21 protein-coding genes, 3 tRNA genes and 3 rRNA genes are annotated in these 24,342 nt (G+C 54.0%); 18 read left to right on the plus strand and 9 right to left on the minus strand.

Translation table 11 applies throughout. The annotated features are described in order from the left end of the window. The first annotated feature begins 10 nt into the window (after window positions 1-10). The 4 genes from accA (at window position 11) to tilS (ending at window position 5,006) form a co-directional block, all read left to right on the plus strand. Window positions 11-970 (plus strand): acetyl-CoA carboxylase carboxyl transferase subunit alpha, encoded by a 960-nt coding sequence (gene accA / locus ELK40_RS04740; RefSeq protein WP_008501895.1) that lies wholly within the window; start codon window positions 11-13, stop codon window positions 968-970. Window positions 971-1,070: 100 nt separating this feature from the next. Further along, window positions 1,071-3,203 carry a lysine decarboxylase LdcC gene (locus ELK40_RS04745; RefSeq protein WP_127729668.1) on the plus strand — a complete coding sequence of 711 codons (2,133 nt, stop codon included), beginning with the start codon at window positions 1,071-1,073 and terminating at the stop codon, window positions 3,201-3,203. Between the two features lie 65 nt (window positions 3,204-3,268). Beyond that, on the plus strand, window positions 3,269-3,658 hold the full coding sequence (locus tag ELK40_RS04750) for a VOC family protein (RefSeq protein WP_023334583.1): 390 nt from the start codon (window positions 3,269-3,271) through the stop codon (window positions 3,656-3,658). Window positions 3,659-3,716: 58 nt separating this feature from the next. Then, window positions 3,717-5,006, plus strand: a complete 1,290-nt coding sequence (gene tilS / locus ELK40_RS04755; RefSeq protein ID WP_115876398.1) for a tRNA lysidine(34) synthetase TilS — start codon at window positions 3,717-3,719, stop codon at window positions 5,004-5,006. Between the two features lie 28 nt (window positions 5,007-5,034). Here tilS and rof read toward each other — a convergent pair whose 3' ends face one another. Beyond that, window positions 5,035-5,295, minus strand: coding sequence for a Rho-binding antiterminator (rof, locus tag ELK40_RS04760; protein ID WP_008501890.1), 261 nt, complete (start codon window positions 5,293-5,295; stop codon window positions 5,035-5,037). After that, window positions 5,282-5,482, minus strand: a complete 201-nt coding sequence (locus ELK40_RS04765) for a YaeP family protein (protein WP_008501889.1) — start codon at window positions 5,480-5,482, stop codon at window positions 5,282-5,284. Before ELK40_RS04765 ends, rof begins: the two co-directional genes overlap by 14 nt. 196 nt (window positions 5,483-5,678) lie before the next feature. Between ELK40_RS04765 and ELK40_RS04770 the strand changes: the two genes are divergently transcribed. The 3 genes from ELK40_RS04770 to nlpE are packed head-to-tail and all read left to right on the plus strand — an operon-like array spanning window position 5,679 to window position 7,376. Continuing rightward, window positions 5,679-6,224 (plus strand): YaeQ family protein, encoded by a 546-nt coding sequence (locus tag ELK40_RS04770; protein WP_115876397.1) that lies wholly within the window; start codon window positions 5,679-5,681, stop codon window positions 6,222-6,224. Beyond that, a complete protein-coding gene (gene arfB, locus ELK40_RS04775) occupies window positions 6,221-6,643 on the plus strand; it encodes an alternative ribosome rescue aminoacyl-tRNA hydrolase ArfB (protein ID WP_032649720.1) in 423 nt (140 codons plus the stop codon). Before ELK40_RS04770 ends, arfB begins: the two co-directional genes overlap by 4 nt. 34 nt (window positions 6,644-6,677) lie before the next feature. Next, window positions 6,678-7,376: an envelope stress response activation lipoprotein NlpE gene (gene nlpE / locus ELK40_RS04780; RefSeq protein WP_115876396.1), complete on the plus strand. Its 699-nt coding sequence runs from the start codon at window positions 6,678-6,680 to the stop codon at window positions 7,374-7,376. A gap of 48 nt (window positions 7,377-7,424) precedes the next feature. Here nlpE and proS read toward each other — a convergent pair whose 3' ends face one another. The 6 genes from proS to metN all read right to left on the minus strand — a co-directional run bounded on the left by proS (window position 7,425) and on the right by metN (window position 13,007). After that, entirely contained in the window at window positions 7,425-9,143 is a 1,719-nt protein-coding gene (gene proS / locus ELK40_RS04785) for a proline--tRNA ligase (protein WP_090418973.1), read from the minus strand. Window positions 9,144-9,255: 112 nt separating this feature from the next. Continuing rightward, window positions 9,256-9,966 (minus strand): tRNA (N6-threonylcarbamoyladenosine(37)-N6)-methyltransferase TrmO, encoded by a 711-nt coding sequence (gene tsaA / locus ELK40_RS04790; protein WP_127729670.1) that lies wholly within the window; start codon window positions 9,964-9,966, stop codon window positions 9,256-9,258. Next, a complete protein-coding gene (gene rcsF, locus ELK40_RS04795; RefSeq protein WP_008501883.1) occupies window positions 9,963-10,367 on the minus strand; it encodes an Rcs stress response system protein RcsF in 405 nt (134 codons plus the stop codon). Before rcsF ends, tsaA begins: the two co-directional genes overlap by 4 nt. A 106-nt stretch (window positions 10,368-10,473) precedes the next feature. Next, window positions 10,474-11,289 carry a methionine ABC transporter substrate-binding lipoprotein MetQ gene (gene metQ, locus ELK40_RS04800; RefSeq protein ID WP_014168729.1) on the minus strand — a complete coding sequence of 272 codons (816 nt, stop codon included), beginning with the start codon at window positions 11,287-11,289 and terminating at the stop codon, window positions 10,474-10,476. A 40-nt stretch (window positions 11,290-11,329) separates the two neighbouring features. After that, window positions 11,330-11,983 carry a methionine ABC transporter permease MetI gene (locus tag ELK40_RS04805; RefSeq protein ID WP_003856130.1) on the minus strand — a complete coding sequence of 218 codons (654 nt, stop codon included), beginning with the start codon at window positions 11,981-11,983 and terminating at the stop codon, window positions 11,330-11,332. Then, complete coding sequence (gene metN / locus ELK40_RS04810; protein ID WP_023310475.1) at window positions 11,976-13,007, minus strand: methionine ABC transporter ATP-binding protein MetN; 1,032 nt, start codon at window positions 13,005-13,007, stop codon at window positions 11,976-11,978. Before metN ends, ELK40_RS04805 begins: the two co-directional genes overlap by 8 nt. Before the next feature lie 188 nt (window positions 13,008-13,195). On the opposite strand from metN, the gene gmhB reads away from it, so the two are divergent. From gmhB to dkgB, 8 genes are all read left to right on the plus strand, one after another. Beyond that, window positions 13,196-13,762, plus strand: a complete 567-nt coding sequence (gmhB, locus tag ELK40_RS04815) for a D-glycero-beta-D-manno-heptose 1,7-bisphosphate 7-phosphatase (RefSeq protein ID WP_045907848.1) — start codon at window positions 13,196-13,198, stop codon at window positions 13,760-13,762. Window positions 13,763-14,130: 368 nt separating this feature from the next. Then, a 16S ribosomal RNA gene (locus ELK40_RS04820) occupies window positions 14,131-15,672 on the plus strand. Between the two features lie 69 nt (window positions 15,673-15,741). Then, window positions 15,742-15,818: transfer RNA gene (locus ELK40_RS04825), tRNA-Ile, on the plus strand. A 43-nt stretch (window positions 15,819-15,861) separates the two neighbouring features. Then, a tRNA-Ala gene (locus ELK40_RS04830) sits at window positions 15,862-15,937 on the plus strand. 170 nt (window positions 15,938-16,107) lie between these two features. After that, window positions 16,108-19,013: ribosomal RNA gene (locus tag ELK40_RS04835) — 23S ribosomal RNA — on the plus strand. Between the two features lie 72 nt (window positions 19,014-19,085). After that, window positions 19,086-19,201: ribosomal RNA gene (gene rrf, locus ELK40_RS04840) — 5S ribosomal RNA — on the plus strand. The 16S, 23S and 5S rRNA genes sit together here with 3 tRNA genes alongside, the layout of an rRNA operon. Before the next feature lie 56 nt (window positions 19,202-19,257). Next, window positions 19,258-19,334, plus strand: a tRNA-Asp gene (locus ELK40_RS04845). 160 nt (window positions 19,335-19,494) lie between these two features. Next, complete coding sequence (gene dkgB, locus ELK40_RS04850) at window positions 19,495-20,298, plus strand: 2,5-didehydrogluconate reductase DkgB (protein ID WP_115874283.1); 804 nt, start codon at window positions 19,495-19,497, stop codon at window positions 20,296-20,298. Window positions 20,299-20,327: 29 nt separating this feature from the next. Here dkgB and yafC read toward each other — a convergent pair whose 3' ends face one another. Further along, window positions 20,328-21,233 carry a DNA-binding transcriptional regulator YafC gene (gene yafC, locus ELK40_RS04855; RefSeq protein ID WP_115874284.1) on the minus strand — a complete coding sequence of 302 codons (906 nt, stop codon included), beginning with the start codon at window positions 21,231-21,233 and terminating at the stop codon, window positions 20,328-20,330. Between the two features lie 104 nt (window positions 21,234-21,337). Between yafC and ELK40_RS04860 the strand changes: the two genes are divergently transcribed. The 3 genes from ELK40_RS04860 to ELK40_RS04870 all read left to right on the plus strand — a co-directional run bounded on the left by ELK40_RS04860 (window position 21,338) and on the right by ELK40_RS04870 (window position 24,299). After that, a complete protein-coding gene (locus ELK40_RS04860) occupies window positions 21,338-22,513 on the plus strand; it encodes an MFS transporter (protein ID WP_115874285.1) in 1,176 nt (391 codons plus the stop codon). Between the two features lie 136 nt (window positions 22,514-22,649). Then, on the plus strand, window positions 22,650-23,450 hold the full coding sequence (locus tag ELK40_RS04865; RefSeq protein ID WP_024909448.1) for an endonuclease/exonuclease/phosphatase family protein: 801 nt from the start codon (window positions 22,650-22,652) through the stop codon (window positions 23,448-23,450). A gap of 75 nt (window positions 23,451-23,525) precedes the next feature. Beyond that, entirely contained in the window at window positions 23,526-24,299 is a 774-nt protein-coding gene (locus ELK40_RS04870) for a class I SAM-dependent methyltransferase (RefSeq protein ID WP_127729672.1), read from the plus strand. Window positions 24,300-24,342: the final 43 nt, after the last annotated feature.

Below are 24,342 nucleotides of genomic sequence, written 5' to 3' on the forward strand. Positions count from 1 at the left end.
CAGGAATACTATGAGTCTGAATTTCCTTGATTTCGAACAGCCGATTGCTGAGCTGGAAGCGAAAATCGATTCTCTGACAGCGGTAAGCCGTCAGGATGAAAAACTGGATATTAACATCGACGAAGAAGTGCATCGTCTGCGCGAGAAAAGCGTAGAGCTGACGCGCAAAATCTTTGCCGATCTCGGCGCATGGCAGGTGGCCCAGCTGGCCCGCCATCCACAGCGTCCGTACACCCTGGATTATGTCCGCCTGGCGTTTGACGAATTTGACGAACTGGCAGGCGATCGCGCATACGCTGACGATAAAGCTATCGTTGGCGGTATCGCGCGTCTGGACGGACGCCCGGTGATGATCATTGGTCATCAGAAGGGTCGTGAAACCAAAGAGAAAATCCGTCGTAACTTCGGTATGCCAGCACCGGAAGGCTACCGTAAAGCCCTGCGTCTGATGGAGATGGCTGAGCGTTTCAACATGCCAATCATCACCTTCATCGACACCCCGGGGGCTTACCCTGGCGTGGGCGCGGAAGAGCGCGGTCAGTCTGAAGCCATCGCGCGCAACCTGCGCGAGATGTCTCGTCTGAAGGTGCCGGTCATCTGTACCGTTATCGGTGAAGGTGGCTCCGGCGGTGCGCTGGCAATTGGCGTGGGCGATAAAGTGAATATGCTGCAGTACAGTACCTATTCCGTTATCTCCCCGGAAGGCTGTGCGTCCATTCTGTGGAAAAGCGCCGACAAAGCGCCGCTGGCTGCAGAAGCAATGGGCATCATTGCGCCACGCCTGAAAGAGCTGAAGCTGATCGATTCCATCATCCCGGAACCGCTGGGTGGTGCACATCGTAAGCCGGAAGTGATGGCAGCGTCTCTGAAAGCGCAGCTGCTGGCAGACCTGGCGGACCTGGACGTGCTGAGCAAAGAAGATCTGCTCAACCGCCGTTATCAGCGTCTGATGACCTACGGTTACGCGTAAGCCTCACAATTATCTGAAAAGCCGCACAATGTTGCGGCTTTTTTTATACCTGCGGTTTAGCCGGACTATGCTTAGCTAATGTTTTTTAAGGAGGAAGCCCATGAATATCATTGCCATTATGGGGCCACACGGCGTCTTTTATAAAGACGAGCCCATCAAGGAGCTGGAGCAAGCCCTGCAGTCGCGCGGGTATCAGCTAATCTGGCCGCACAACAGCGCCGACCTGCTGAAGTTCATCGAGCACAACCCGCGTATCTGCGGCGTGATCTTCGACTGGGACGAATATGATCTCGAACTGTGCAGCGACATCAACAAGCTGAACGAATACCTCCCGCTGTACGCATTTATTAATACTCACTCAACCATGGACGTCAGCGCCAATGATATGCGTATGGCGCTGTGGTTTTTTGAATATTCCCTCGGCGTGGCGGATGATATTGCGACCCGAATTCAGCAATACACGAATGAATATCTCGATAACATCACTCCGCCGTTTACCCGCGCGCTCTTCACCTACGTGAAGGAGGGGAAATATACCTTCTGTACGCCAGGCCATATGGCGGGGACGGCCTACCAAAAAAGCCCGGTGGGCTGCCTGTTCTATGATTTCTTTGGTGGCAACACGCTGAAAGCGGACGTGTCAATTTCGGTCACCGAATTAGGCTCTCTGCTGGATCACACCGGCCCTCATCTGGAAGCCGAAGAGTATATCGCCCGCACCTTTGGCGCCGAGCAGAGCTATATGGTGACCAACGGCACCTCGACCTCGAACAAAATTGTCGGGATGTACGCCGCGCCTGCCGGCAGCACCCTGCTGATTGACCGTAACTGCCATAAATCGCTGGCGCACCTGCTGATGATGAGCGACGTCGTACCGCTCTGGCTGTCGCCCACGCGTAACGCGCTCGGTATTCTTGGCGGCATTCCGCGCCGGGAGTTTACCCTTGAAGCCATTGAAAGTAAGGTCGCGGCAATTCCTGGTGCAAGCTGGCCTGTTCATGCGGTCATCACCAACTCGACCTACGACGGTCTGCTGTACAACACAAACTGGATCAAAAAGACGCTGGACGTGCCGTCGATCCACTTCGATTCCGCGTGGGTACCGTACACTAATTTCCACCCGATTTACGCGGGTAAAAGCGGCATGAGCGGCGAGCGCGTGCCGGGTAAAGTATTCTTCGAAACGCAGTCGACGCACAAAATGCTGGCCGCGTTTTCCCAGGCTTCGCTTATTCACATTAAAGGCGAGTACGACGAGGAGACCTTTAACGAAGCCTTTATGATGCATACCACCACCTCGCCGAGCTATCCGCTGGTGGCGTCTATCGAAACGGCCGCGGCGATGCTGCGCGGCAACCCGGGTAAACGTCTCATCAACCGTTCGGTGGAGCGCGCGCTGCATTTCCGTAAAGAGGTGCAGCGGCTGAAAGATGAAGCCGACGGCTGGTTCTTTGATATCTGGCAGCCGGAAGAGATTGATGAGGCAGAATGCTGGCCCGTCTCGCCCGGCGAAGACTGGCATGGTTTCCGGGATGCCGATAGCGACCATATGTTCCTCGACCCGGTAAAAGTGACGATCCTGACGCCGGGCATGGACGAGCAGGGCAGGATGAGCGATGAAGGTATTCCGGCCGCGCTGGTCGCGAAATTCCTTGATGAACGTGGCGTGGTGGTGGAGAAAACCGGTCCCTATAACCTGCTGTTCCTGTTCAGCATCGGGATCGACAAAACCCGGGCGATGGGATTGCTGCGCGGGCTGATGGAGTTTAAGCGAGCCTACGATCTCAACCTGCGGGTGAAGAACATGCTGCCGGATCTCTATGCGGAGGATCCTGACTTCTACCGTAATATGCGCATTCAGGATCTGGCCCAGGGGATCCACAGGCTGATCCGTCAGCACGATCTGCCGCGTCTGATGCTTCAGGCGTTCGATGTCTTACCGGAGATGAAGTTTACCCCGCACAAGGCATGGCAGCGCCAGGTGAAAGGGGAGGTCGAAACCGTTGAGCTGGAAAACCTGGTCGGGCGCGTATCGGCGAACATGATCCTGCCCTACCCGCCGGGCGTACCGCTCCTGATGCCGGGAGAGATGATTACCGAAGAGAGTCGGGCCGTGCTCGATTTCCTGCTGATGCTTTGTTCGGTAGGGCGTCACTATCCCGGTTTTGAGACGGATATCCACGGTGCGAAGCGCGACGAAAACGGCGTTTACTGGGTGCGAGTCCTAAAATAAGGGTGACCGCTTGCATGGTGCGGGTTTTCGGTTGTAACGTTCAGGGATCATAAAAAGGAGAAGCTATGCTGGGTTTAAAAGCTGTTCATCATATTGCGATCATTGCGACCGATTACGCGAAAAGTAAGGCCTTCTACTGCGACATCCTTGGCTTCACGCTTATGAGTGAGGCCTACCGCGAGGAGCGCGACTCCTGGAAGGGTGACCTGGCGTTAAACGGGCAGTATGTGATTGAACTGTTCTCTTTTCCTTTTCCGCCTGCTCGTCCGTCCCGCCCGGAAGCCTGCGGCCTGCGCCATCTCGCCTTCAGCGTCGATGACCTGGATAGCGCAGTTAAGCATCTGGAAGCACACGGCGTGACGTGCGAAGCGATTCGCGTCGATCCGTTCACCGACAAGCGCTTTACCTTTTTCAACGACCCGGACGGCCTGCCGCTGGAGCTTTATCAGCAGTAATGTTCGTCCTGTGTGATAATGCCCGCTCAGCTCGGGCATTTTTTATGTGTAATTCCCTATGATCTTACCCGCTATCGCACAAGCCGTTTCACCGTACCGCCAGCTGCTGGTGGGGTTTAGCGGTGGCCTGGATTCCACCGTTCTGCTCCATCGCCTTAAGCGCTGGCGCGATCGGGAACCTGACGTCCAGCTCCGGGCGATGCATATTCATCACGGATTAAGTCCTCACGCAGAGGAGTGGGTGGCGCACTGCGAAGCCTTGTGTGCGGCCTGGGCGATCCCGCTCATCGTTGAACGCGTCATGCTTGCGGAGGAAGGGCTGGGCATCGAGGCGCAGGCACGTAAAGCCCGCTATGCCGCGTTTGCCGGGGCATTACGTACCGGAGAAGCGCTGGTCACGGCCCAGCACCTGGACGATCAGTGTGAAACCTTTCTGCTGGCGCTTAAGCGGGGCAGCGGGCCGGCGGGGCTTTCTGCCATGCCGGCGCGTTCTGAATTTGCCGGCACAACGTTACTGCGTCCGCTGCTTGGCGAGACGCGCGCCTCGCTTGAAGCCTGGGCGCGAGAACATCAGCTGAGCTGGATCGAAGATGAGAGCAACCAGGATGACGGCTATGACCGTAACTTCCTTCGTCTGCGCGTCCTTCCGCTTTTAAGCGAGCGCTGGCCGCATTTCGCCGACGCGACGGCAAGAAGCGCCATGCTGTGCGCCGAACAGGAGTCGCTGCTGGACGAGCTGTTGAGCGGCGAGCTGGCTGGGCTGATTTCTGCCGACGGGGGGCTGGCGATCGCCCCGATGCAAGCGATGAGCCCGGTACGTCGCGCCGCGCTGTTACGCCGCTGGCTTGCCTCTCATCACGCTGCGATGCCGTCGCGGGCGATGCTGAGCCGTATCTGGGACGAGGTTGCCCTGGCGCGGGATGATGCTTCCCCGTGCGTCCACCTGAACGGTTTTGACGTAAGGCGCTACAAAGGGGAACTCTGGTGGGTAAAATCAACGCCTTCACTGACCGATGTGGTGCTCGACTGGCTTTCTCCTGAGCTTCCGCTGATATTGCCCGCTGAGGCTGGACGTGTCTCTATTATACCGTCTGGTCATGTGCGGCTGCCGGAGCCCGGTGAACCGGTAACGGTGCGCTTTAAGGCTGGCGGCATGCTGCATATCGTCGGGCGCAACGGGGGACGCAAGCTGAAGAAAATCTGGCAGGAGTGCAACGTGCCGCCGTGGCAGCGCGACACCACGCCGCTGCTGTTCTATGGTGAAACGTTGATTGCTGCGGCAGGGGTTTTCATTACGGAAGAGGGTTGGACAGAAGAGGGTGTCCGTTTTGAGTGGCAGAAAGCGTAACGGGCAGCCAGGCTGCCCGTTAGTGTCATCAGGATTCGCTCACCACGACGGTGCCGATTTGCGGGTGGCTGAAGCTGGCTATTTTGTCCAGGCGCAGCTCACGCGTCGCACCGGCATCTTCCACTATCAGGTATTCCACATTCTTGCGTGAAACCAGATCGCTGGCTTTTGCCTTCAACACTTCGCCATCTTTTAGCTCCAGCGTCAGTAATAAATGATGCTGGCAGGCGAGTTCGAGGTTGTCATAGTCATCACAATTGATGGGTTGATAAGTATCATTCATCGACATAATCGCTCACCAGTAAATTCGCCGCAGCATAAGCTGCTTTTTCCCTGACCGACTCTGAAAGGCTCTCATCAGAGGCCACTTCATTAAGCACTTTCAATACACAGCCCAACGCGTCCGGGACATACCCCAGATCTCCGCTGGCGATTTCCGCATACCGTTTGCGAATTAACTCACAATAATTATTCACATCCCCTCCCGCCAGCGCACTGACTTACTGTGAGATATCATTAAGCCTACGAAGATAAACTCGGTTTAGCAAGGTGACTATACCATACTCATTTAAGCAATATCAGCGCCTTGATAGCGGTGTATTTATCACCCCATAACAGCCTTTTGCCGCGGTTTTAGCTACAATGAGCGCCTGATTCGAATGGAGTTCTCTCATGGCGCTGAAAGCGACAATTTATAAAGCAGTGGTCAATGTGGCCGATCTTGATCGCAACCAGTTCCTCGACGCGTCGCTTACGCTGGCACGGCATCCCTCCGAAACCCAGGAGCGCATGATGCTGCGCCTGCTGGCGTGGATTAAGTACGCCGACGAGCGTCTGCAGTTTACCCGTGGGTTAAGCGCAGAAGACGAGCCTGAAGCCTGGCTGCGCAACGATCATCTGGGTATCGACTTGTGGATCGAACTCGGCCTGCCTGACGAGCGCAGAATTAAGAAGGCCTGCACCCAGTCCGCTGAAGTGGCCTTATTCGCGTATAATCAGCGTGCTGCGGAGATTTGGTGGCAGCAAAACAAGAGCAAGTGCGGACAGTTTAAAAATCTCACGGTTTGGTATCTGGATGATGAGCAGCTGGCTCAGCTGAGCGAGTTTGCCAGCCGGACCATGGTGTTGCAGGCGACGATTCAGGATGGCGCCATCTGGCTCTCTGGTTCTCAGAATAATCTGGAAATTCATTTGACGGCGTGGCAGCCCGCGTCATGATCGTCTTGTCCCGTAACGTCAGCATTCCTGACAACGAGCTGGAGATTACCGCCATCCGTGCTCAGGGGGCCGGTGGGCAGCACGTCAACAAGGCGTCGACGGCTATCCATTTGCGTTTTGACATTCGGGCCTCGAGCCTGCCAGAGTATTATAAAGAAAGCCTGCTTGCTGCCAGCCATCACCTGATCACCAGCGATGGTGTGATTGTGATCAAAGCCCAGGAGTACCGCAGCCAGGAGCTCAACCGGGAAGCGGCGATAGCCAGGCTGGTGGCGGTCATCAAAGAATTAACGGCAGTACAAAAAAGCCGTCGGGCAACGCGGCCAACCCGCGCATCGAAAGAGCGTCGGCTGTCCTCGAAGGCCCAAAAATCCACAGTGAAAGCACTACGCGGTAAAGTTCGTCGCCCAACAGAGTGACGAAAGGGAACACAATTTTCATAAGGAATTCATTGTGAAAAAAGCATTATGGTCAGCGATGGCAGTGAGCACGCTGTTTGCGCTTTTCGGGTGTAACAACCGCTCCGAAACGCAGATGTTACAACCCACGCAAACGGAAGAGTTAAAACCAATGCAGCAGAGCTGGCGCGGCGTATTGCCTTGCGCAGACTGCGAAGGCATTGAAACGTCTCTGTTCCTGCAAAAAGACGGCACCTGGGTAATGAACCAGCGCTATCAGGGCGCTAAAGAACCCTCGTCATTTGCAACTTACGGAACATGGGCGCGTACGGCTGAGAAGCTGGTTCTGACGGATACCTCCGGTGAGAAAACCTTTTTCCGCGCCAAAGGCGAGGGAATGGAGATGCTTGACCGCGAAGGCAACCCGATTGAATCCCAGTTCAACTACACGCTTGCGCCGGTAAAAGCGGCTCTGCCTGCCACGCCTATGACAATGCGGGGGATGTACTTCTATATGGCGGATGCGGCGATCTTTACCGACTGCGCAACCGGCAGGAAGGTTAGCGTGGCAAACAATGCGCAGCTTGAACGTGATTACGCCGTGGCACGCGGTAATGACAGCAAGCCGGTATTGCTGACGGTTGACGGTCACTTTACGCTTGAAGCAAACCCGGATAGCGGAGAGATGGTGAAAACGCTGGTGGCGGATAAAGGCGCGAAATTTATTGCGGGCAAAGACTGTAACAGTAAATAAGCTGACGTAGCACCATTAAAAAACCCCGCCTGAGCGGGGTTTTTTTGTTTAGCCTTTAATGGCTTTCACCAGGTAATCAAGGATGTCGCCGGTCTTGATCATCTGTTTTTCGCCGCTGCGACGGTATTTGTATTCAATCTCATCGCTGTCAAGGTTACGGTCACCGATAACGACGGTGTGTGGGATGCCGATCAGTTCCATATCGGCGAACATCACGCCCGGACGCTCTTTACGGTCATCCATCAGCACTTCGATGCCCTGAGCACGCAGCTCGGCATACAGCTTCTCGGCCAGCTCCTGCACGCGGTAAGACTTGTGCATGTTCATTGGCAGAATGGCGACCTGGAACGGCGCAATATTGTCCGGCCAGACGATGCCGCGCTCGTCGTAGTTCTGCTCAATTGCCGCAGCCACCACGCGCGTCACCCCGATACCGTAGCAGCCCATGGTCAGGATCTGGTTACGGCCATCTTCGCCCTGAACGGCGGCGTTCAGGGCGCGAGAGTATTTATCGCCCAGCTGGAAGATGTGACCGACCTCGATGCCGCGCTTAATCATCAGGGTACCCTGACCATCCGGGCTTGGATCGCCTGCGACCACGTTACGGATGTCAGCCACTTCCGGCGTCGCCACGTCGCGATCCCAGTTGATGCCGAAGTAGTGTTTACCGTCGATGTTCGCACCAGCGGAGAAGTCGCTCATAGCGGCTACCGTGCGGTCAATAACAACAGGCACCGGCAGATTGACTGGACCCAGTGAACCTGGACCCGCATTGACCACGGCGCGGATTTCCGCTTCCGTGGCGAACGTCAGCGGGCTGGCGACCTGCGGCAGCTTCTCGGCTTTCACTTCGTTCAGCTCGTGATCGCCACGCACCAGCAGGGCAACCAGCGGGTAAGCGCTGCCTTCGGTGGATTTCACCAGCAGCGTTTTCACGGTTTTTTCAACTGGCAGATTGAACTGCTCAACCAGCTCGGCAATGGTTTTCGCGTTTGGCGTATCAACCAGCGTCATCTCTTGCGTTGCCGCAGCACGCGGTTCTTTTGGTGCCAGCGCTTCTGCAAATTCGATGTTCGCCGCGTAGTCTGAAGAGTCAGAGAAGATCACATCGTCTTCACCGCTCTGCGCCAGTACCTGGAACTCATGGGATGCGCTACCGCCGATGGAGCCGGTATCAGCCTGCACAGCACGGAAATCCAGACCCATGCGGGAGAAGATTTTGCTGTATGCCGCGTACATTGCGTCGTAAGTCTCTTGCAGTGATTCCTGAGAGGTATGGAAAGAGTAGGCATCTTTCATCAGGAATTCGCGAGAGCGCATGACGCCGAAACGCGGGCGAACTTCGTCACGGAACTTGGTCTGGATCTGGAAGAAGTTCAGCGGCAGCTGTTTGTAAGAGCTCAGCTCATTACGAATCAGGTCGGTAATAACTTCTTCATGCGTTGGGCCGAGAACGAACGGACGCTCGCCGCGATCGACGAAGCGCAGCAGTTCAGGACCATATTGTTCCCAACGGCCACTCTCCTGCCACAGGTCAGCGGGCTGAACCACAGGCATGGACACCTCGATAGCACCGGCGTTGTTCATCTCTTCACGCACGATGTTTTCGACTTTTTTCAGGACGCGCACGCCGGTCGGCAGCCAGGTATATAACCCGGAGGCCAGCTTGCGGATCATCCCGGCGCGCAGCATCAGCTGATGGCTGATCACTTCGGCGTCGGCAGGCGTCTCCTTCAGAGTGGAGAGCAGATATTGGCTAGTACGCATGTTGTTACGGTTCCATTTCGACGATTGGAACAGGCTGAAACACCAGCCTGACACAAAAAAAGTGGTTTAGTTTACCAGTGTGATAAAGATGCCAAAAGAGAGGAGAACAAAATTACCTTGGTTCAAGGGCAAACACTTCAAAACCTGCCCCGGTGACGCGCCAGCGAACGTTAAAATCCATCAGCCAGACGGCGTACGTTTTTCCTGCTTCCTCTTCTTTACGGTAGGCCGGGCGCGGGTCCTGTGCCAGAACTTCGGTGATGAAATCCCGTAAGCGAGGATAGCGTTTCTCCAGCTGACCGAGCTGTGCGGTTATCTCAGGCGTAAAATACACCGGCATGTCCGCCTGTGGTGCGTCCTGAGCATAACTTGCACGCGCGTTCGGGAGCGCTTCGGCGAAGGGCAAATAGGGCTTGATGTCGATAACCGGCGTGCCGTCGACCAGGTCCAGGCTACCTAACTCCAGTATCACCCGATCTTTCTGGCAGCGTATGCCTTTCAGTTCAACCAGCGACATGCCAACCGGGTTTGGACGGAAGGTCGAGCGCGTTGCAAACACGCCCATTCTCGCATTACCGCCAAGACGAGGAGGACGCACGGTAGGTCGCCAGCCGCCTTCCATCGTCTGGTGAAACACGAACACCACCCATAGATGGCTGAAAGCCTCGAGCCCGCGTACCGCATCGGCCTGATTGTAAGGCGCAATCAGGTGAAGCTCACCGCCGCTTCCGCTGGTGACCAGACCGGGCTGGCGAGGGACGGCGAACTTCTCTTTATAAGGAGAGTGGATAACGCCTATCTGCTCGAACTGAAATGCACTCATTTCGCCGTGATGTTCAGCGCAGAACCGATGCAAACCGCCTGACGGTAGCAGCCCGGCGTGCCGCTGGTGACTTCACAGCTGTGCAGCAGAACCGCGTTAGCTTTCATTTTTGCGGCATTAATCTGCATGCGTTTACGCGCTGTCGGAATATTTGGTGGTGAGTCCTGATTGGTCGCCTGACAGGATTCGCCGCTCACTTCGCCCAGCTCACGGAACGGTTTACCGACGAGTTCGTCCGCTTTCGTGATAATGCGAACCGGCGCAGGGCGAACCACTTTCGGTTTCGCAGGCTCGGTCTTTGGCGGGGTTGCCGTGCTTTGAACAGGTTCAACGGGAGATCTGCTTAGCATAGAACAGCCGCTCAGCATGAGTGCTAAAAGACAGATCGGTAAAGCACGCATAATATTTCCTCAATGGATAATCAAAACGTCAGATATTGAATCAGTTGACTGCACAAATGACAAGACGGGCATAAGCCCGTCCTGATGATATTACACTGAGGTGAGATTACCAGCCTTTAACAGCGCCGCCGTTAAACACTTTGTTGGCTTCCTGGTAAACTTCATCTGACTGATAGGCCTGAACGAATTTCTTCACGTTTTCCGCGTCCTTGTTGTCTTCGCGAGTCACGATCAGGTTAACGTACGGGGAGTCTTTATCTTCAACGAAGATACCGTCTTTGGCTGGCGTCAGGCCAATCTGGCTGGCGTACGTGGTGTTGATAACGGCCAGAGCAATCTGTGCATCGTCCAGAGAACGTGGCAGCTGCGGTGCTTCCAGTTCAACGATTTTCAGATTTTTCGGGTTCTCGGTGACGTCCAGAACGGTTGGCAGCAGGCCAACACCGTCTTTCAGTTTGATCAGGCCCACTTTCTGCAGCAGCAGCAGGGAACGACCAAGGTTAGTTGGGTCGTTAGGTACGGCAACCTGAGAGCCAGGCTGCAGCTCGTCCAGTGATTTAATTTTCTTAGAGTAACCGGCAATCGGATAAACGAAGGTGTTACCGACACCCACCAGTTTATAACCACGATCTTTAATCTGCTGATCCAGGTATGGCTTATGCTGGAAGGCGTTGGCGTCGATATCGCCTTTGCTCAGCGCTTCGTTCGGCAGAACGTAATCGTTGAAGGTCACCAGCTCCACGTCCAGGCCATACTTCTCTTTTGCCACTTTCTGAGCAACTTCCGCAACCTGCTGTTCTGCACCTACGATAACGCCCACTTTAATGTGGTTTGGATCCTTTTCGTCTTGACCGCAACCCACCAGTGCCAGAGAGCCGATCAGCGCGCCTACTGCTGCGAAGGTCTTTAATTTAAACGCCATGTTTTATCCTTAACTCGTAGAGTTTGTGTTGTGTGTAACGTTATTTGTGCGTAACAGCCCGGACGATGCGATCGCCAGAGAACTGGATTAAGTAAACCAGAACAACCAGCAATACCAGAACGGTATTCATCACGGTAGCGTTATATCCAATATAGCCGTACTGGTAACCAATCTGACCTAAACCGCCGGCACCAACGGCACCGCCCATCGCGGAATAACCGACCAGGGTGATAAGCGTAATAGTTGCCGCATTCACCAGCCCTGGCAGCGCCTCAGGCAGCAGAACCTTGCGGACGATCTGCATCGGCGTGGCACCCATCGCACGGGAAGCTTCGATCAAACCGGTTGGGATTTCCAGCAGGGCGTTCTCCACCATACGGGCGATAAACGGCGCAGCACCAACGGTCAGCGGAACGATCGCCGCCTGCAGACCGATAGACGTTCCGACGATCACGCGGGTAAACGGAATCATCCACACCAGTAAAATAATGAACGGGATAGAACGAAAGATGTTCACCAGCGCAGAGAGCGTACGGTACAGCTTCGCGTTCTCAATGATTTGACCCGGACGCGTCACGTACAGCAACACGCCGACCGGCAGGCCAATCACAAAACCAAAGAAGCCAGAGACAAAGGTCATTGCCAGCGTTTCCCAAACGCCGCGAACCAGCAGCCACATCATCGGCTCAGACATAACCCAGTACCTCTACTTTTACGTGATGTTCTTGCAGCCAGGCAATAGCTGCCTGGGTTTCTTCTTGTGTGCCGTGCATTTCTGTCAGCATGATGCCGAACTTCACGCCACCGGCGTAATCCATCTGCGCGCTGATGATGTTGTTGTTCACGTTAAAGCGACGCGCGGTTTCGGAAAGCAGGGGAGCATCAACGGACTGACCGGTGAACTCCATGCGCAGCATCGGGACGCTGTCAGCAGCGGGTTCGGTCTTCAAACGCTCCAGATAGTCTTCCGGGATATCCAGATGCAGGGTGGACTGGATGAACTGCTGCGCCAGCGGGGTTTTCGGATGCGAGAACACTTCACTTACCGTGTCCTGCTCGATCAGTTCACCGTTGCTAATGACCGCCACGCAGTCGCAGATGCGTTTCACCACATCCATCTCGTGCGTAATAAGGAGGATCGTCAGGCCCAGACGACGATTAATGTCTTTCAGCAGTTCCAGAATAGAACGCGTGGTTGCGGGATCCAGTGCGCTGGTGGCCTCATCGCACAGCAGTACCTTAGGATTGCTGGCCAGCGCGCGGGCGATGGCCACACGTTGTTTTTGCCCTCCGGACAGATTTGCCGGGTAGCTATCATGTTTATCGCCCAGACCCACGAGGTCGAGCAGCTCGGTGACGCGACGCTTCACTTCTTCTTTCGGCGTGTTATCCAGCTCAAGCGGTAAGGCAACGTTGCCGAACACGGTGCGGGAAGCCAGCAGGTTAAAGTGCTGGAAAATCATGCCAATCTGACGACGCGCTTTGGTGAGTTCTTTCTCTGAAAGGGCGGTGAGTTCCTGACCGCCAACTTCTACGCTGCCCTGGGTTGGACGCTCAAGCAGGTTAACACAACGGATCAGCGTGCTTTTACCTGCACCCGATGCGCCAATGACGCCATAAATTTGACCAGCAGGAACATGCAGGCTGACATTGTTCAGAGCCTGAATGGTTCGGTTCCCCTGCTGGAACACTTTGGTGATATTGGAAAGTTTAATCATTAGATTATTTTTATCGTATGTAAGTTAGCCGTGGCATTTTCTTCTGCCAGATACGGGTGATGACCGTAAACAAAACGGATGTTAAGGCATCCAGACGTCTAAATCAATCCAACTCTGTACGATGAGCACTTTATTGCGCTGCGATTCATGAGATACTAGTCGAACATGCCTTTTTCAGGAGCAAACCGGTGGCAAAATCAGTACCCGCAATTTTCCTCGATCGTGACGGCACTATTAATGTGGATCACGGTTATGTCCATGAGATTGATGAGTTCGAGTTTATCGAGGGCGTAATAGATGCCATGCGCCAGCTGAAAGAGATGGGGTATGCGCTGGTGGTCGTGACGAACCAGTCCGGTATTGCACGCGGTAAATTCACCGAAGCGCAGTTCGAAACGCTGACGGAATGGATGGACTGGTCGCTGGCCGACCGCGGTGTGGATCTCGATGGCATCTACTATTGTCCGCACCACCCACAGGGAACCGTAGAAGAATATCGTCAGACCTGTGATTGCCGTAAGCCGCATCCGGGAATGTTCATCTCTGCGCAGGAGTTCCTGCACATTGATATGGCGGCTTCTTATATGGTGGGCGATAAACTGGAAGATATGCAGGCAGCTGCAGCAGCGGGTGTAGGGACCAAAATATTAGTGCGCACCGGCAAGCCAGTGACGCCAGAAGCTGAGAATGCGGCGGATTGGGTAATTAATAGTCTGGCCGAGCTGCCAAAAGAGATTAAAAAGCACCAAAAATAGCCTTTCTGGTGAAAAGATGAGCGGTTGAAATAAAAATGCATTTTTCCGCTTGTCATTCCTCGGCGGCCCCCTATAATGCGCCTCCATCGACACGGCGGATGTGAATCACTTCACAAACAGCCCGGTCGGTTGAAGAGAAAAAATCCTGCAATAACGGGTTGACTCTGAAAGAGGAAAGCGTAATATACGCCACCTCGCAACGGTGAGCAAAAGCCGCGTTGCACTGCTCTTTAACAATTTATCAGACAATCTGTGTGGGCACTCAAAGTGACATGGATTCTTAACGTCCTCGGACGAAAAATGAATACCAAGTCTCTGAGTGAACATACGTAATTCATTACGAAGTTTAATTCACGAGCATCAAACTTAAATTGAAGAGTTTGATCATGGCTCAGATTGAACGCTGGCGGCAGGCCTAACACATGCAAGTCGAGCGGCAGCGGAAAGTAGCTTGCTACTTTGCCGGCGAGCGGCGGACGGGTGAGTAATGTCTGGGAAACTGCCTGATGGAGGGGGATAACTACTGGAAACGGTAGCTAATACCGCATAACGTCGCAAGACCAAAGAGGGGGACCTTCGGGCCTCTTGCCATCAGATGTGCCCAGATGGGATTAGCTAGTAGGTGGGGTAATGGCTCACCTAGGCGACGATCCCTAGCTGGTCTGAGAGGATGACCAGCCACACTGGAACTGAGACACGGTCCAGACTCCTACGGGAGGCAGCAGTGGGGAATATTGCACAATGGGCGCAAGCCTGATGCAGCCATGCCGCGTGTATGAAGAAGGCCTTCGGGTTGTAAAGTACTTTCAGCGGGGAGGAAGGCGATAAGGTTAATAACCTTGTCGATTGACGTTACCCGCAGAAGAAGCACCGGCTAACTCCGTGCCAGCAGCCGCGGTAATACGGAGGGTGCAAGCGTTAATCGGAATTACTGGGCGTAAAGCGCACGCAGGCGGTCTGTCAAGTCGGATGTGAAATCCCCGGGCTCAACCTGGGAACTGCATTCGAAACTGGCAGGCTAGAGTCTTGTAGAGGGGGGTAGAATTCCAGGTGTAGCGGTGAAATGCGTAGAGATCTGGAGGAATACCGGTGGCGAAGGCGGCCCCCTGGACAAAGACTGACGCTCAGGTGCGAAAGCGTGGGGAGCAAACAGGATTAGATACCCTGGTAGTCCACGCCGTAAACGATGTCGACTTGGAGGTTGTGCCCTTGAGGCGTGGCTTCCGGAGCTAACGCGTTAAGTCGACCGCCTGGGGAGTACGGCCGCAAGGTTAAAACTCAAATGAATTGACGGGGGCCCGCACAAGCGGTGGAGCATGTGGTTTAATTCGATGCAACGCGAAGAACCTTACCTACTCTTGACATCCAGAGAACTTAGCAGAGATGCTTTGGTGCCTTCGGGAACTCTGAGACAGGTGCTGCATGGCTGTCGTCAGCTCGTGTTGTGAAATGTTGGGTTAAGTCCCGCAACGAGCGCAACCCTTATCCTTTGTTGCCAGCGGTTAGGCCGGGAACTCAAAGGAGACTGCCAGTGATAAACTGGAGGAAGGTGGGGATGACGTCAAGTCATCATGGCCCTTACGAGTAGGGCTACACACGTGCTACAATGGCGCATACAAAGAGAAGCGACCTCGCGAGAGCAAGCGGACCTCATAAAGTGCGTCGTAGTCCGGATTGGAGTCTGCAACTCGACTCCATGAAGTCGGAATCGCTAGTAATCGTAGATCAGAATGCTACGGTGAATACGTTCCCGGGCCTTGTACACACCGCCCGTCACACCATGGGAGTGGGTTGCAAAAGAAGTAGGTAGCTTAACCTTCGGGAGGGCGCTTACCACTTTGTGATTCATGACTGGGGTGAAGTCGTAACAAGGTAACCGTAGGGGAACCTGCGGTTGGATCACCTCCTTACCTTAAAGAACCTGCCTTTGCAGTGCTCACACAGATTGTCTGATGAAAAACAGCAGTAAAAATCTCTGCAGGCTTGTAGCTCAGGTGGTTAGAGCGCACCCCTGATAAGGGTGAGGTCGGTGGTTCAAGTCCACTCAGGCCTACCAAACTCCTTTTAAAGGATGAGCGGTACAGAGATTGCAAAACGATGGGGCTATAGCTCAGCTGGGAGAGCGCCTGCTTTGCACGCAGGAGGTCTGCGGTTCGATCCCGCATAGCTCCACCATCTTTTACTGCAAACACAAGAAAACTTCAGAGTGAACCTGAAAAGGTGCACTGCGAAGTTTTGCTCTTTAAAAATCTGGATCAAGCTGAAAATTGAAACGACACATCTTAATGGTGTGTTCGAGTCTCTCAAATTTTCGCAATCAGAAGTGAAACATCTTCGGGTTGTGAGGTTAAGCGACTAAGCGTACACGGTGGATGCCCTGGCAGTCAGAGGCGATGAAGGACGTGCTAATCTGCGAAAAGCGCCGGCGAGGTGATATGAACCTTTGACCCGGCGATGTCCGAATGGGGAAACCCAGTGTGATTCGTCACACTATCGTTAACTGAATACATAGGTTAACGAGGCGAACCGGGGGAACTGAAACATCTAAGTACCCCGAGGAAAAGAAATCAACCGAGATTCCCCCAGTAGCGGCGAGCGAACGGGGAGCAGCCCAGAGTCTGAATCAGCTTGTGTGTTAGTGGAAGCGTCTGGAAAGTCGCACGGTACAGGGTGACAGTCCCGTACACGAAAGCACACAGGCTGTGAACTCGAAGAGTAGGGCGGGACACGTGGTATCCTGTCTGAATATGGGGGGACCATCCTCCAAGGCTAAATACTCCTGACTGACCGATAGTGAACCAGTACCGTGAGGGAAAGGCGAAAAGAACCCCGGCGAGGGGAGTGAAAAAGAACCTGAAACCGTGTACGTACAAGCAGTGGGAGCACCTTCGTGGTGTGACTGCGTACCTTTTGTATAATGGGTCAGCGACTTATATTCTGTAGCAAGGTTAACCGTATAGGGGAGCCGAAGGGAAACCGAGTCTTAACTGGGCGTTAAGTTGCAGGGTATAGACCCGAAACCCGGTGATCTAGCCATGGGCAGGTTGAAGGTTGGGTAACACTAACTGGAGGACCGAACCGACTAATGTTGAAAAATTAGCGGATGACTTGTGGCTGGGGGTGAAAGGCCAATCAAACCGGGAGATAGCTGGTTCTCCCCGAAAGCTATTTAGGTAGCGCCTCGTGAACTCATCTTCGGGGGTAGAGCACTGTTTCGGCTAGGGGGCCATCCCGGCTTACCAACCCGATGCAAACTACGAATACCGAAGAATGTTATCACGGGAGACACACGGCGGGTGCTAACGTCCGTCGTGAAGAGGGAAACAACCCAGACCGCCAGCTAAGGTCCCAAAGTCATGGTTAAGTGGGAAACGATGTGGGAAGGCACAGACAGCCAGGATGTTGGCTTAGAAGCAGCCATCATTTAAAGAAAGCGTAATAGCTCACTGGTCGAGTCGGCCTGCGCGGAAGATGTAACGGGGCTAAACCATGCACCGAAGCTGCGGCAGCGACGCTTATGCGTTGTTGGGTAGGGGAGCGTTCTGTAAGCCGTTGAAGGTGTGCTGTGAGGCATGCTGGAGGTATCAGAAGTGCGAATGCTGACATAAGTAACGATAAAGCGGGTGAAAAGCCCGCTCGCCGGAAGACCAAGGGTTCCTGTCCAACGTTAATCGGGGCAGGGTGAGTCGACCCCTAAGGCGAGGCCGAAAGGCGTAGTCGATGGGAAACAGGTTAATATTCCTGTACTTGGTGTTACTGCGAAGGGGGGACGGAGAAGGCTATGTTAGCCGGGCGACGGTTGTCCCGGTTTAAGCATGTAGGCGGAGGTTCCAGGTAAATCCGGTACCTTATTAACGCTGAGGTGTGATGACGAGGCACTACGGTGCTGAAGTAACAAATGCCCTGCTTCCAGGAAAAGCCTCTAAGCATCAGGTAACACGAAATCGTACCCCAAACCGACACAGGTGGTCAGGTAGAGAATACCAAGGCGCTTGAGAGAACTCGGGTGAAGGAACTAGGCAAAATGGTGCCGTAACTTCGGGAGAAGGCACGCTGATATGTAGGTGAAGCCCCTGCGGGTGGAGCTGAAATCAGTCGAAGATACCAGCTGGCTGCAACTGTTTATTAAAAACACAGCACTGTGCAAACACGAAAGTGGACGTATACGGTGTGACGCCTGCCCGGTGCCGGAAGGTTAATTGATGGGGTTAGCGGTAACGCGAAGCTCTTGATCGAAGCCCCGGTAAACGGCGGCCGTAACTATAACGGTCCTAAGGTAGCGAAATTCCTTGTCGGGTAAGTTCCGACCTGCACGAATGGCGTAATGATGGCCAGGCTGTCTCCACCCGAGACTCAGTGAAATTGAACTCGCTGTGAAGATGCAGTGTACCCGCGGCAAGACGGAAAGACCCCGTGAACCTTTACTATAGCTTGACACTGAACACTGGTCCTTGATGTGTAGGATAGGTGGGAGGCTTTGAAGCGTGGACGCCAGTCTGCGTGGAGCCGTCCTTGAAATACCACCCTTTAATGGCTGGTGTTCTAACGTAGACCCGTGATCCGGGTTGCGGACAGTGTCTGGTGGGTAGTTTGACTGGGGCGGTCTCCTCCCAAAGAGTAACGGAGGAGCACGAAGGTTAGCTAATCCTGGTCGGACATCAGGAGGTTAGTGCAATGGCATAAGCTAGCTTGACTGCGAGAGTGACGGCTCGAGCAGGTGCGAAAGCAGGTCATAGTGATCCGGTGGTTCTGAATGGAAGGGCCATCGCTCAACGGATAAAAGGTACTCCGGGGATAACAGGCTGATACCGCCCAAGAGTTCATATCGACGGCGGTGTTTGGCACCTCGATGTCGGCTCATCACATCCTGGGGCTGAAGTAGGTCCCAAGGGTATGGCTGTTCGCCATTTAAAGTGGTACGCGAGCTGGGTTTAGAACGTCGTGAGACAGTTCGGTCCCTATCTGCCGTGGGCGCTGGAGAATTGAGGGGGGCTGCTCCTAGTACGAGAGGACCGGAGTGGACGCATCACTGGTGTTCGGGTTGTCATGCCAATGGCACTGCCCGGTAGCTAAATGCGGAAAAGATAAGTGCTGAAAGCATCTAAGCACGAAACTTGCCCCGAGATGAGTTCTCCCTGAGACTTTAAGTCTCCTGAAGGAACGTTAAAGACTATGACGTTGATAGGTCGGGTGTGTAAGCGCAGCGATGCGTTGAGCTAACCGATACTAATGAACCGTGAGGCTTAACCTTACAACGCCGAAGATGTTTTGGCGAAGAGACAGAACAATCAATTTCAGCCTGATACAGATTTAACAGAATTTGCCTGGCGGCTTTAGCGCGGTGGTCCCACCTGACCCCATGCCGAACTCAGAAGTGAAACGCCGTAGCGCCGATGGTAGTGTGGGGTCTCCCCATGTGAGAGTAGGGAACTGCCAGGCATCAAATTAAGTAGTAAGCCGGTGCATTAATCCGGTGGTTACAAGCAGTCTTCGGTGGAGCGGTAGTTCAGTCGGTTAGAATACCTGCCTGTCACGCAGGGGGTCGCGGGTTCGAGTCCCGTCCGTTCCGCCACTTATTAAAAGCCCTGAGCGTTAGCTCAGGGCTTTTTTCTTATCTGACGCTTAATTATTGCGAAATCAGCAAAAATCCTCTGCGTTTTGCGATCTTTTTCTCTATAACAACGCCAGCGATAATCGTCCTCAGTTTACGAACATAACGATTGAGGAATAGTATGACTCTCCCCGCATTTGGTCTGGGCACTTTCCGCCTGAAAGACGACGTTGTTATTGCATCAGTTAAAACCGCACTCGAACTGGGCTATCGCGCGGTTGATACGGCGCAGATCTATGAAAACGAAGCTGCCGTAGGACAAGCTCTCGAAGAGAGTGGTGTACCGCGTAATGAGCTGTTCATCACCACGAAAATCTGGATTGAGAATCTCAGCAAAGACAAGCTGATCCCAAGCCTGAAAGAAAGCCTGAAAAAACTGCGTACTGACTATGTAGATTTGACGCTGATCCACTGGCCATCACCGAATGATGCCGTCTCCGTGGAAGAATTCATGCAGGCATTGCTGGAAGCGAAAAAGCAGGGATTAACCCGCGAAATTGGGATCTCCAACTTCACGATCCCGCTGATGGAAAAAGCTATTGCTGCTGTTGGCGCAGAAAATATTGCGACCAACCAGATTGAGCTGTCTCCGTACCTGCAAAATCGTAAAGTCGTGGACTGGGCAAAACAGCACGGGATCCACATCACCTCATACATGACGCTGGCCTATGGTAAGGCGCTGAAAGATGAAGTGATTACGCGTATCGCTGAGAAACATAGCGCGACTGCCGCGCAGGTCATTCTGGCATGGGCAATGGGTGAAGGTTATGCCGTGATCCCATCTTCAACTAAACGTGAAAACCTGGCGAGCAACCTGTTAGCAACGGATCTTCACCTGGATGCTGACGATAAAAAAGCGATCGCAGCCCTGGAATGCAACGATCGCCTGGTCAGCCCGGAAGGTTTAGCTCCTGACTGGGATTAAGTTTGACCCGCCCTCTGTAACCTGAACCCTCACACAGCTCCTCCGGGAGCTGTTTTTATATGTTCACTCATAAAATCAATAAAGGCACGAATGCGCGTACTCACCGCTCTGTCACTGTAATACACCGCGCTAAAAGGCATTTCGACCGGCAGGCGTTTATCGGCCATCAATTCCACCAGCTCACCCCGGGCAATCTCCTTATCAATCATATAGTCTGACAAGCAGGCGATACCATTTCCTTCAAGGCACAGCTGCTTCAGCGTTTCCCCGCTGTTAGATGACAATCCGCTCGTAATTTCATGAAGTTGACCATCATGACAGGCGACAGGCCAGGTGTTCAGCGATACCGGCTCCGTAAAGCCCAGGCACAGATGCTGCTTCAGTTCTTCAACCGTCTCCGGTTTACCATGTTCAGCAATATACTGTGGCGACGCGATAATTTTACGGTAGCTGGCAAACAGAGGGCGGGCACGCAAGCTTGAATCGGTCAGCGTTCCCGCCCGAATAGCCACATCCACTTTACGCTCGATGAGGTTAATGAACGTCTCTGAGGAGACGAGAGAAAGCGTCATCTCCGGATAGCGTTCGCGGAAAGGTTTAATCAGCGGCATCAGAAAGTGAAGCACAACCGGCGTGGCTGCATCAATGCGCAGTAATCCGCGCGGCGTGCTGCGGGTCTCCATTATCTCGGTCTCCGCTGCGGCCATCTCCTGCAGTACCGACTGCACGCGGCGAAAATAACGCTCTCCTTCTTCCGTCAGGCTCAGCTGTCGCGTCGTTCGGTTGAGCAGACTCACTCCAAGCTTCATCTCCAGTTTTTTTACCGAACGGCTGATGGCTGAGTTAGCCTGTCCCAGCTGTTCGGCCGCGCGGCTAAAGCTGCCGCTTTCAACGACGGCGACAAAGATTGTCAGCTCTTCCGATGTTGCTTTCATTGTTGCACCACCTGCAAAATTCTATTGAGATTTTGACCATTTTTGTTATTTAAGCACTGGCGCATACTGCCTGTCATCTTAATCCTGATGATACGGAGTATTTTATGCCACTGGCGCTACTTGCCCTGACGATCAGTGCCTTTGCAATTGGCACGACCGAATTTGTTATCGTGGGGCTGGTTCCCACTATTGCTAACCAGCTTGCGATCTCGTTACCCTCTGCCGGACTGTTGGTGTCTATCTACGCCCTGGGCGTCGCCGTCGGGGCACCAGTGCTGACGGCACTGACCGGGCGTTTTCCGCGTAAGCAGCTGTTAGTCGCGCTGATGGTGCTATTCACCGCCGGCAACATTCTGGCCTGGCAGGCACCGGACTACACCACGCTGGTGATTGCCCGTCTGTTGACCGGCCTTGCGCACGGGGTGTTCTTCTCGATTGGTTCCACTATTGCAACCAGCCTGGTACCCAAAGAGAAAGCGGCCTCCGCCATTGCGATCATGTTTGGTGGACTGACCGTTGCACTCGTTACGGGCGTACCGCTGGGAACGTTCATCGGACAACACTTCGGCTGGCGCGAAACGTTCCTGGCCGTCTCCTTACTGGGGGTCATCGCCCTGGTGACCAGCCTGCTGCTGGTGCCGTCGAATATTCCAGGCCGGGCGAGCGCCAGCCTGCGCGATCAGCTGAAGGTGCTTACGCATCCGCGTTTGCTGATCATCTACGCGGTAACTGCATTGGGTTATGGCGGCGTATTTACCGCTTTCACCTTCCTGGCGCCGATGATGCAGGATCTGGCTGGCTTCTCCCCCAATGCCGTAAGCTGGATTTTGCTGGGATACGGTATTTCCGTTGCCATTGGTAATATCTGGGGCGGCAAGCTTGCAGATAAGCATGGCGCGGTACCAGCACTGAAATTTATCTTCGCCGCGCTGGTTGTTCTGCTGATGATTTTCCAGTTCACCGCTTCGATACACTACGCCGCGCTGGTCACGGTACTGGTCATGGGGATCTTCGCCTTTGGCAATGTGCCCGGGCTTCAGGTTTACGTTGTCCAGAAAGCCGAGCTTTATACGCCTAATGCAGTGGATGTGGCTTCCGGCCTGAATATTGCCGCTTTTAATATTGGTATCGCGCTGGGCTCCATCGTTGGTGGGCAAACCGTCGAACACTTCGGATTAACCCAGACCCCGTGGATTGGAGCGGTGATTGTCCTGGTGGCCTTCCTGCTGATTGGCCTGAGCGGGCGCCTTGATAAACCTGCTCGCGTCGCGCTGGGTTAATATAAGTAAGCGCTTGCTTACAAAACTGGAAAGCGGTTTCTCAGAAATTGCGTTGAAAGTGTGACCTAAAGTCCCTATAACATTAGAACCAGTCCGTTTTCCGGGCTGGTTCATGTTACAGAGGCTGTTTCCAAAAGTGCGAAAAAATACCTATGCCATGCGTTATGTTGCCGGAATGCCCGCGGAGAGGATCTTGCCTCCGGGGTCATTTGCGAGCATAAGCCAGGCATTACCCGCCGGCACGCCGTTAAGTAGCGATGAGAAAATCCGCGTACTGGTATGGAATATCTTTAAGCAGCAGCGTGCCGAATGGTTATCGGTGCTCAAGAATTTTGGAAAAGATGCCCATCTGGTTCTGCTCCAGGAGGCGCAAACCACCCCGGAGCTGGTACGGTTTGCCACCACGAACTATCTTGCCGCCGACCAGGTGCCTGCATTTGTCCTGCCGCAACATCCCTCAGGCGTGATGACGCTTTCTGCAGCACATCCCGTCTATTGCTGTCCGCTGCGCGAACGCGAACCTATCCTGCGTCTGGCGAAATCGGCGCTGGTGACGGTCTATCCGCTGCCGGATACCCGAATGCTGATGGTTGTGAATATCCATGCGGTAAATTTCAGCCTGGGCGTGGATGTCTACAGTAAGCAGTTACTTCCCATTGGCGATCAGATAGCGCATCACAGCGGGCCCATCATTATGGCCGGTGATTTCAATGCCTGGAGCCGTCCGCGCATGAATGCGCTGTATCGCTTCGCGCGCGAAATGTCGCTGCGTGAAGTTCGTTTTAGCGACGACCAGCGTAAAAAAGCCTTTGGTCGTCCTCTCGATTTCGTCTTCTATCGTGGTTTGAGCGTGCACGATGCCTCTGTTCTGGTGACGCGCGCCTCGGATCATAACCCTCTACTAGTCGAATTCAGTCCCGGCAAACCTGATAAATAATGGTGTGTCAGGTCTGCCGTGGGGCAGGCCTGCGCGGGTGCTGCCCTTTATTTTTCACTCACAAAGGACAGTACGATGACAACAACACACTCCCATCATGACAACGTAGAAAGACAGTTTGGTTCTCAGGCAAGTGCCTATCTGAGCAGCGCCGTTCACGCTTCCGGTCGCGATCTGGTGCGTCTCGGTGAGCGCCTGTCGGCATTTCCGCAGGCGCACGTGCTGGATTTAGGCTGCGGGGCAGGGCATGCCAGCTTCACGGCTGCGCAGCAGGTGGCGCAGGTTACCGCATATGACTTATCCAGCCAGATGCTGGAGGTGGTTGCTGAAGCGGCGAAAGCGAAGGGGCTGAACAACATCAATACGCGCCAGGGCTATGCCGAATCCTTACCGTTTGATGATGCGTCGTTTGAGGTGGTTATCAGCCGTTATTCCGCGCACCACTGGCATGATGTCGGCCAGGCATTACGAGAGGTCAAACGCGTTCTGAAGCCGGGCGGCACATTCATCATTATGGATGTGATGTCACCTGGGCATCCGGTGCGCAATATCTGGCTGCAAACGGTGGAAGCGCTGCGCGACACCTCGCATGTGCAAAACTACGCCAGCGGAGAGTGGTTATCGCTTATCACGGAAGCGGGACTGATTACACGCTCGTTAATCACAGACCGTTTGCCGCTGGAGTTTAGCTCGTGGATAGCGCGTATGCGCACCCCGGAAGCATTAAGTCAGGCGATCAGGCTGTATCAGGAGAGTGCATCCGCGGAGGTAAAGGCGTACTTTGAACTGCAAAACGATGGTTCATTCACCAGCGATACCATCATGGCTGAAGCGCAAAAAGCGGGATAAACAAAAAAGGCACCGAGGGGAATCGGTGCCTTTTTATCTTTCG

The sequence above is a fragment of the Enterobacter sp. N18-03635 genome (assembly GCF_004006055.1).
GTDB lineage: Bacteria > Pseudomonadota > Gammaproteobacteria > Enterobacterales > Enterobacteriaceae > Enterobacter > Enterobacter vonholyi.

What these genes read in the sequence shown, in the direction of transcription:
- dkgB (WP_115874283.1), top strand. Translation starts at nt 19,495, where the DNA reads ATGACTCTCCCCGCATTTGGTCTGGGCACTTTCCGCCTGAAAGACGAC.
- tilS (WP_115876398.1), top strand. Translation starts at nt 3,717, where the DNA reads ATGATCTTACCCGCTATCGCACAAGCCGTTTCACCGTACCGCCAGCTG.
- ELK40_RS04770 (WP_115876397.1), top strand. Translation starts at nt 5,679, where the DNA reads ATGGCGCTGAAAGCGACAATTTATAAAGCAGTGGTCAATGTGGCCGAT.
- metQ (WP_014168729.1), bottom strand. Translation starts at nt 11,289, where the DNA reads ATGGCGTTTAAATTAAAGACCTTCGCAGCAGTAGGCGCGCTGATCGGC.
- ELK40_RS04860 (WP_115874285.1), top strand. Translation starts at nt 21,338, where the DNA reads ATGCCACTGGCGCTACTTGCCCTGACGATCAGTGCCTTTGCAATTGGC.
- rof (WP_008501890.1), bottom strand. Translation starts at nt 5,295, where the DNA reads ATGTCGATGAATGATACTTATCAACCCATCAATTGTGATGACTATGAC.
- ELK40_RS04745 (WP_127729668.1), top strand. Translation starts at nt 1,071, where the DNA reads ATGAATATCATTGCCATTATGGGGCCACACGGCGTCTTTTATAAAGAC.
- rcsF (WP_008501883.1), bottom strand. Translation starts at nt 10,367, where the DNA reads ATGCGTGCTTTACCGATCTGTCTTTTAGCACTCATGCTGAGCGGCTGT.
- ELK40_RS04805 (WP_003856130.1), bottom strand. Translation starts at nt 11,983, where the DNA reads ATGTCTGAGCCGATGATGTGGCTGCTGGTTCGCGGCGTTTGGGAAACG.
- ELK40_RS04870 (WP_127729672.1), top strand. Translation starts at nt 23,526, where the DNA reads ATGACAACAACACACTCCCATCATGACAACGTAGAAAGACAGTTTGGT.
- proS (WP_090418973.1), bottom strand. Translation starts at nt 9,143, where the DNA reads ATGCGTACTAGCCAATATCTGCTCTCCACTCTGAAGGAGACGCCTGCC.
- arfB (WP_032649720.1), top strand. Translation starts at nt 6,221, where the DNA reads ATGATCGTCTTGTCCCGTAACGTCAGCATTCCTGACAACGAGCTGGAG.
- accA (WP_008501895.1), top strand. Translation starts at nt 11, where the DNA reads ATGAGTCTGAATTTCCTTGATTTCGAACAGCCGATTGCTGAGCTGGAA.
- yafC (WP_115874284.1), bottom strand. Translation starts at nt 21,233, where the DNA reads ATGAAAGCAACATCGGAAGAGCTGACAATCTTTGTCGCCGTCGTTGAA.
- metN (WP_023310475.1), bottom strand. Translation starts at nt 13,007, where the DNA reads ATGATTAAACTTTCCAATATCACCAAAGTGTTCCAGCAGGGGAACCGA.
- ELK40_RS04750 (WP_023334583.1), top strand. Translation starts at nt 3,269, where the DNA reads ATGCTGGGTTTAAAAGCTGTTCATCATATTGCGATCATTGCGACCGAT.
- tsaA (WP_127729670.1), bottom strand. Translation starts at nt 9,966, where the DNA reads ATGAGTGCATTTCAGTTCGAGCAGATAGGCGTTATCCACTCTCCTTAT.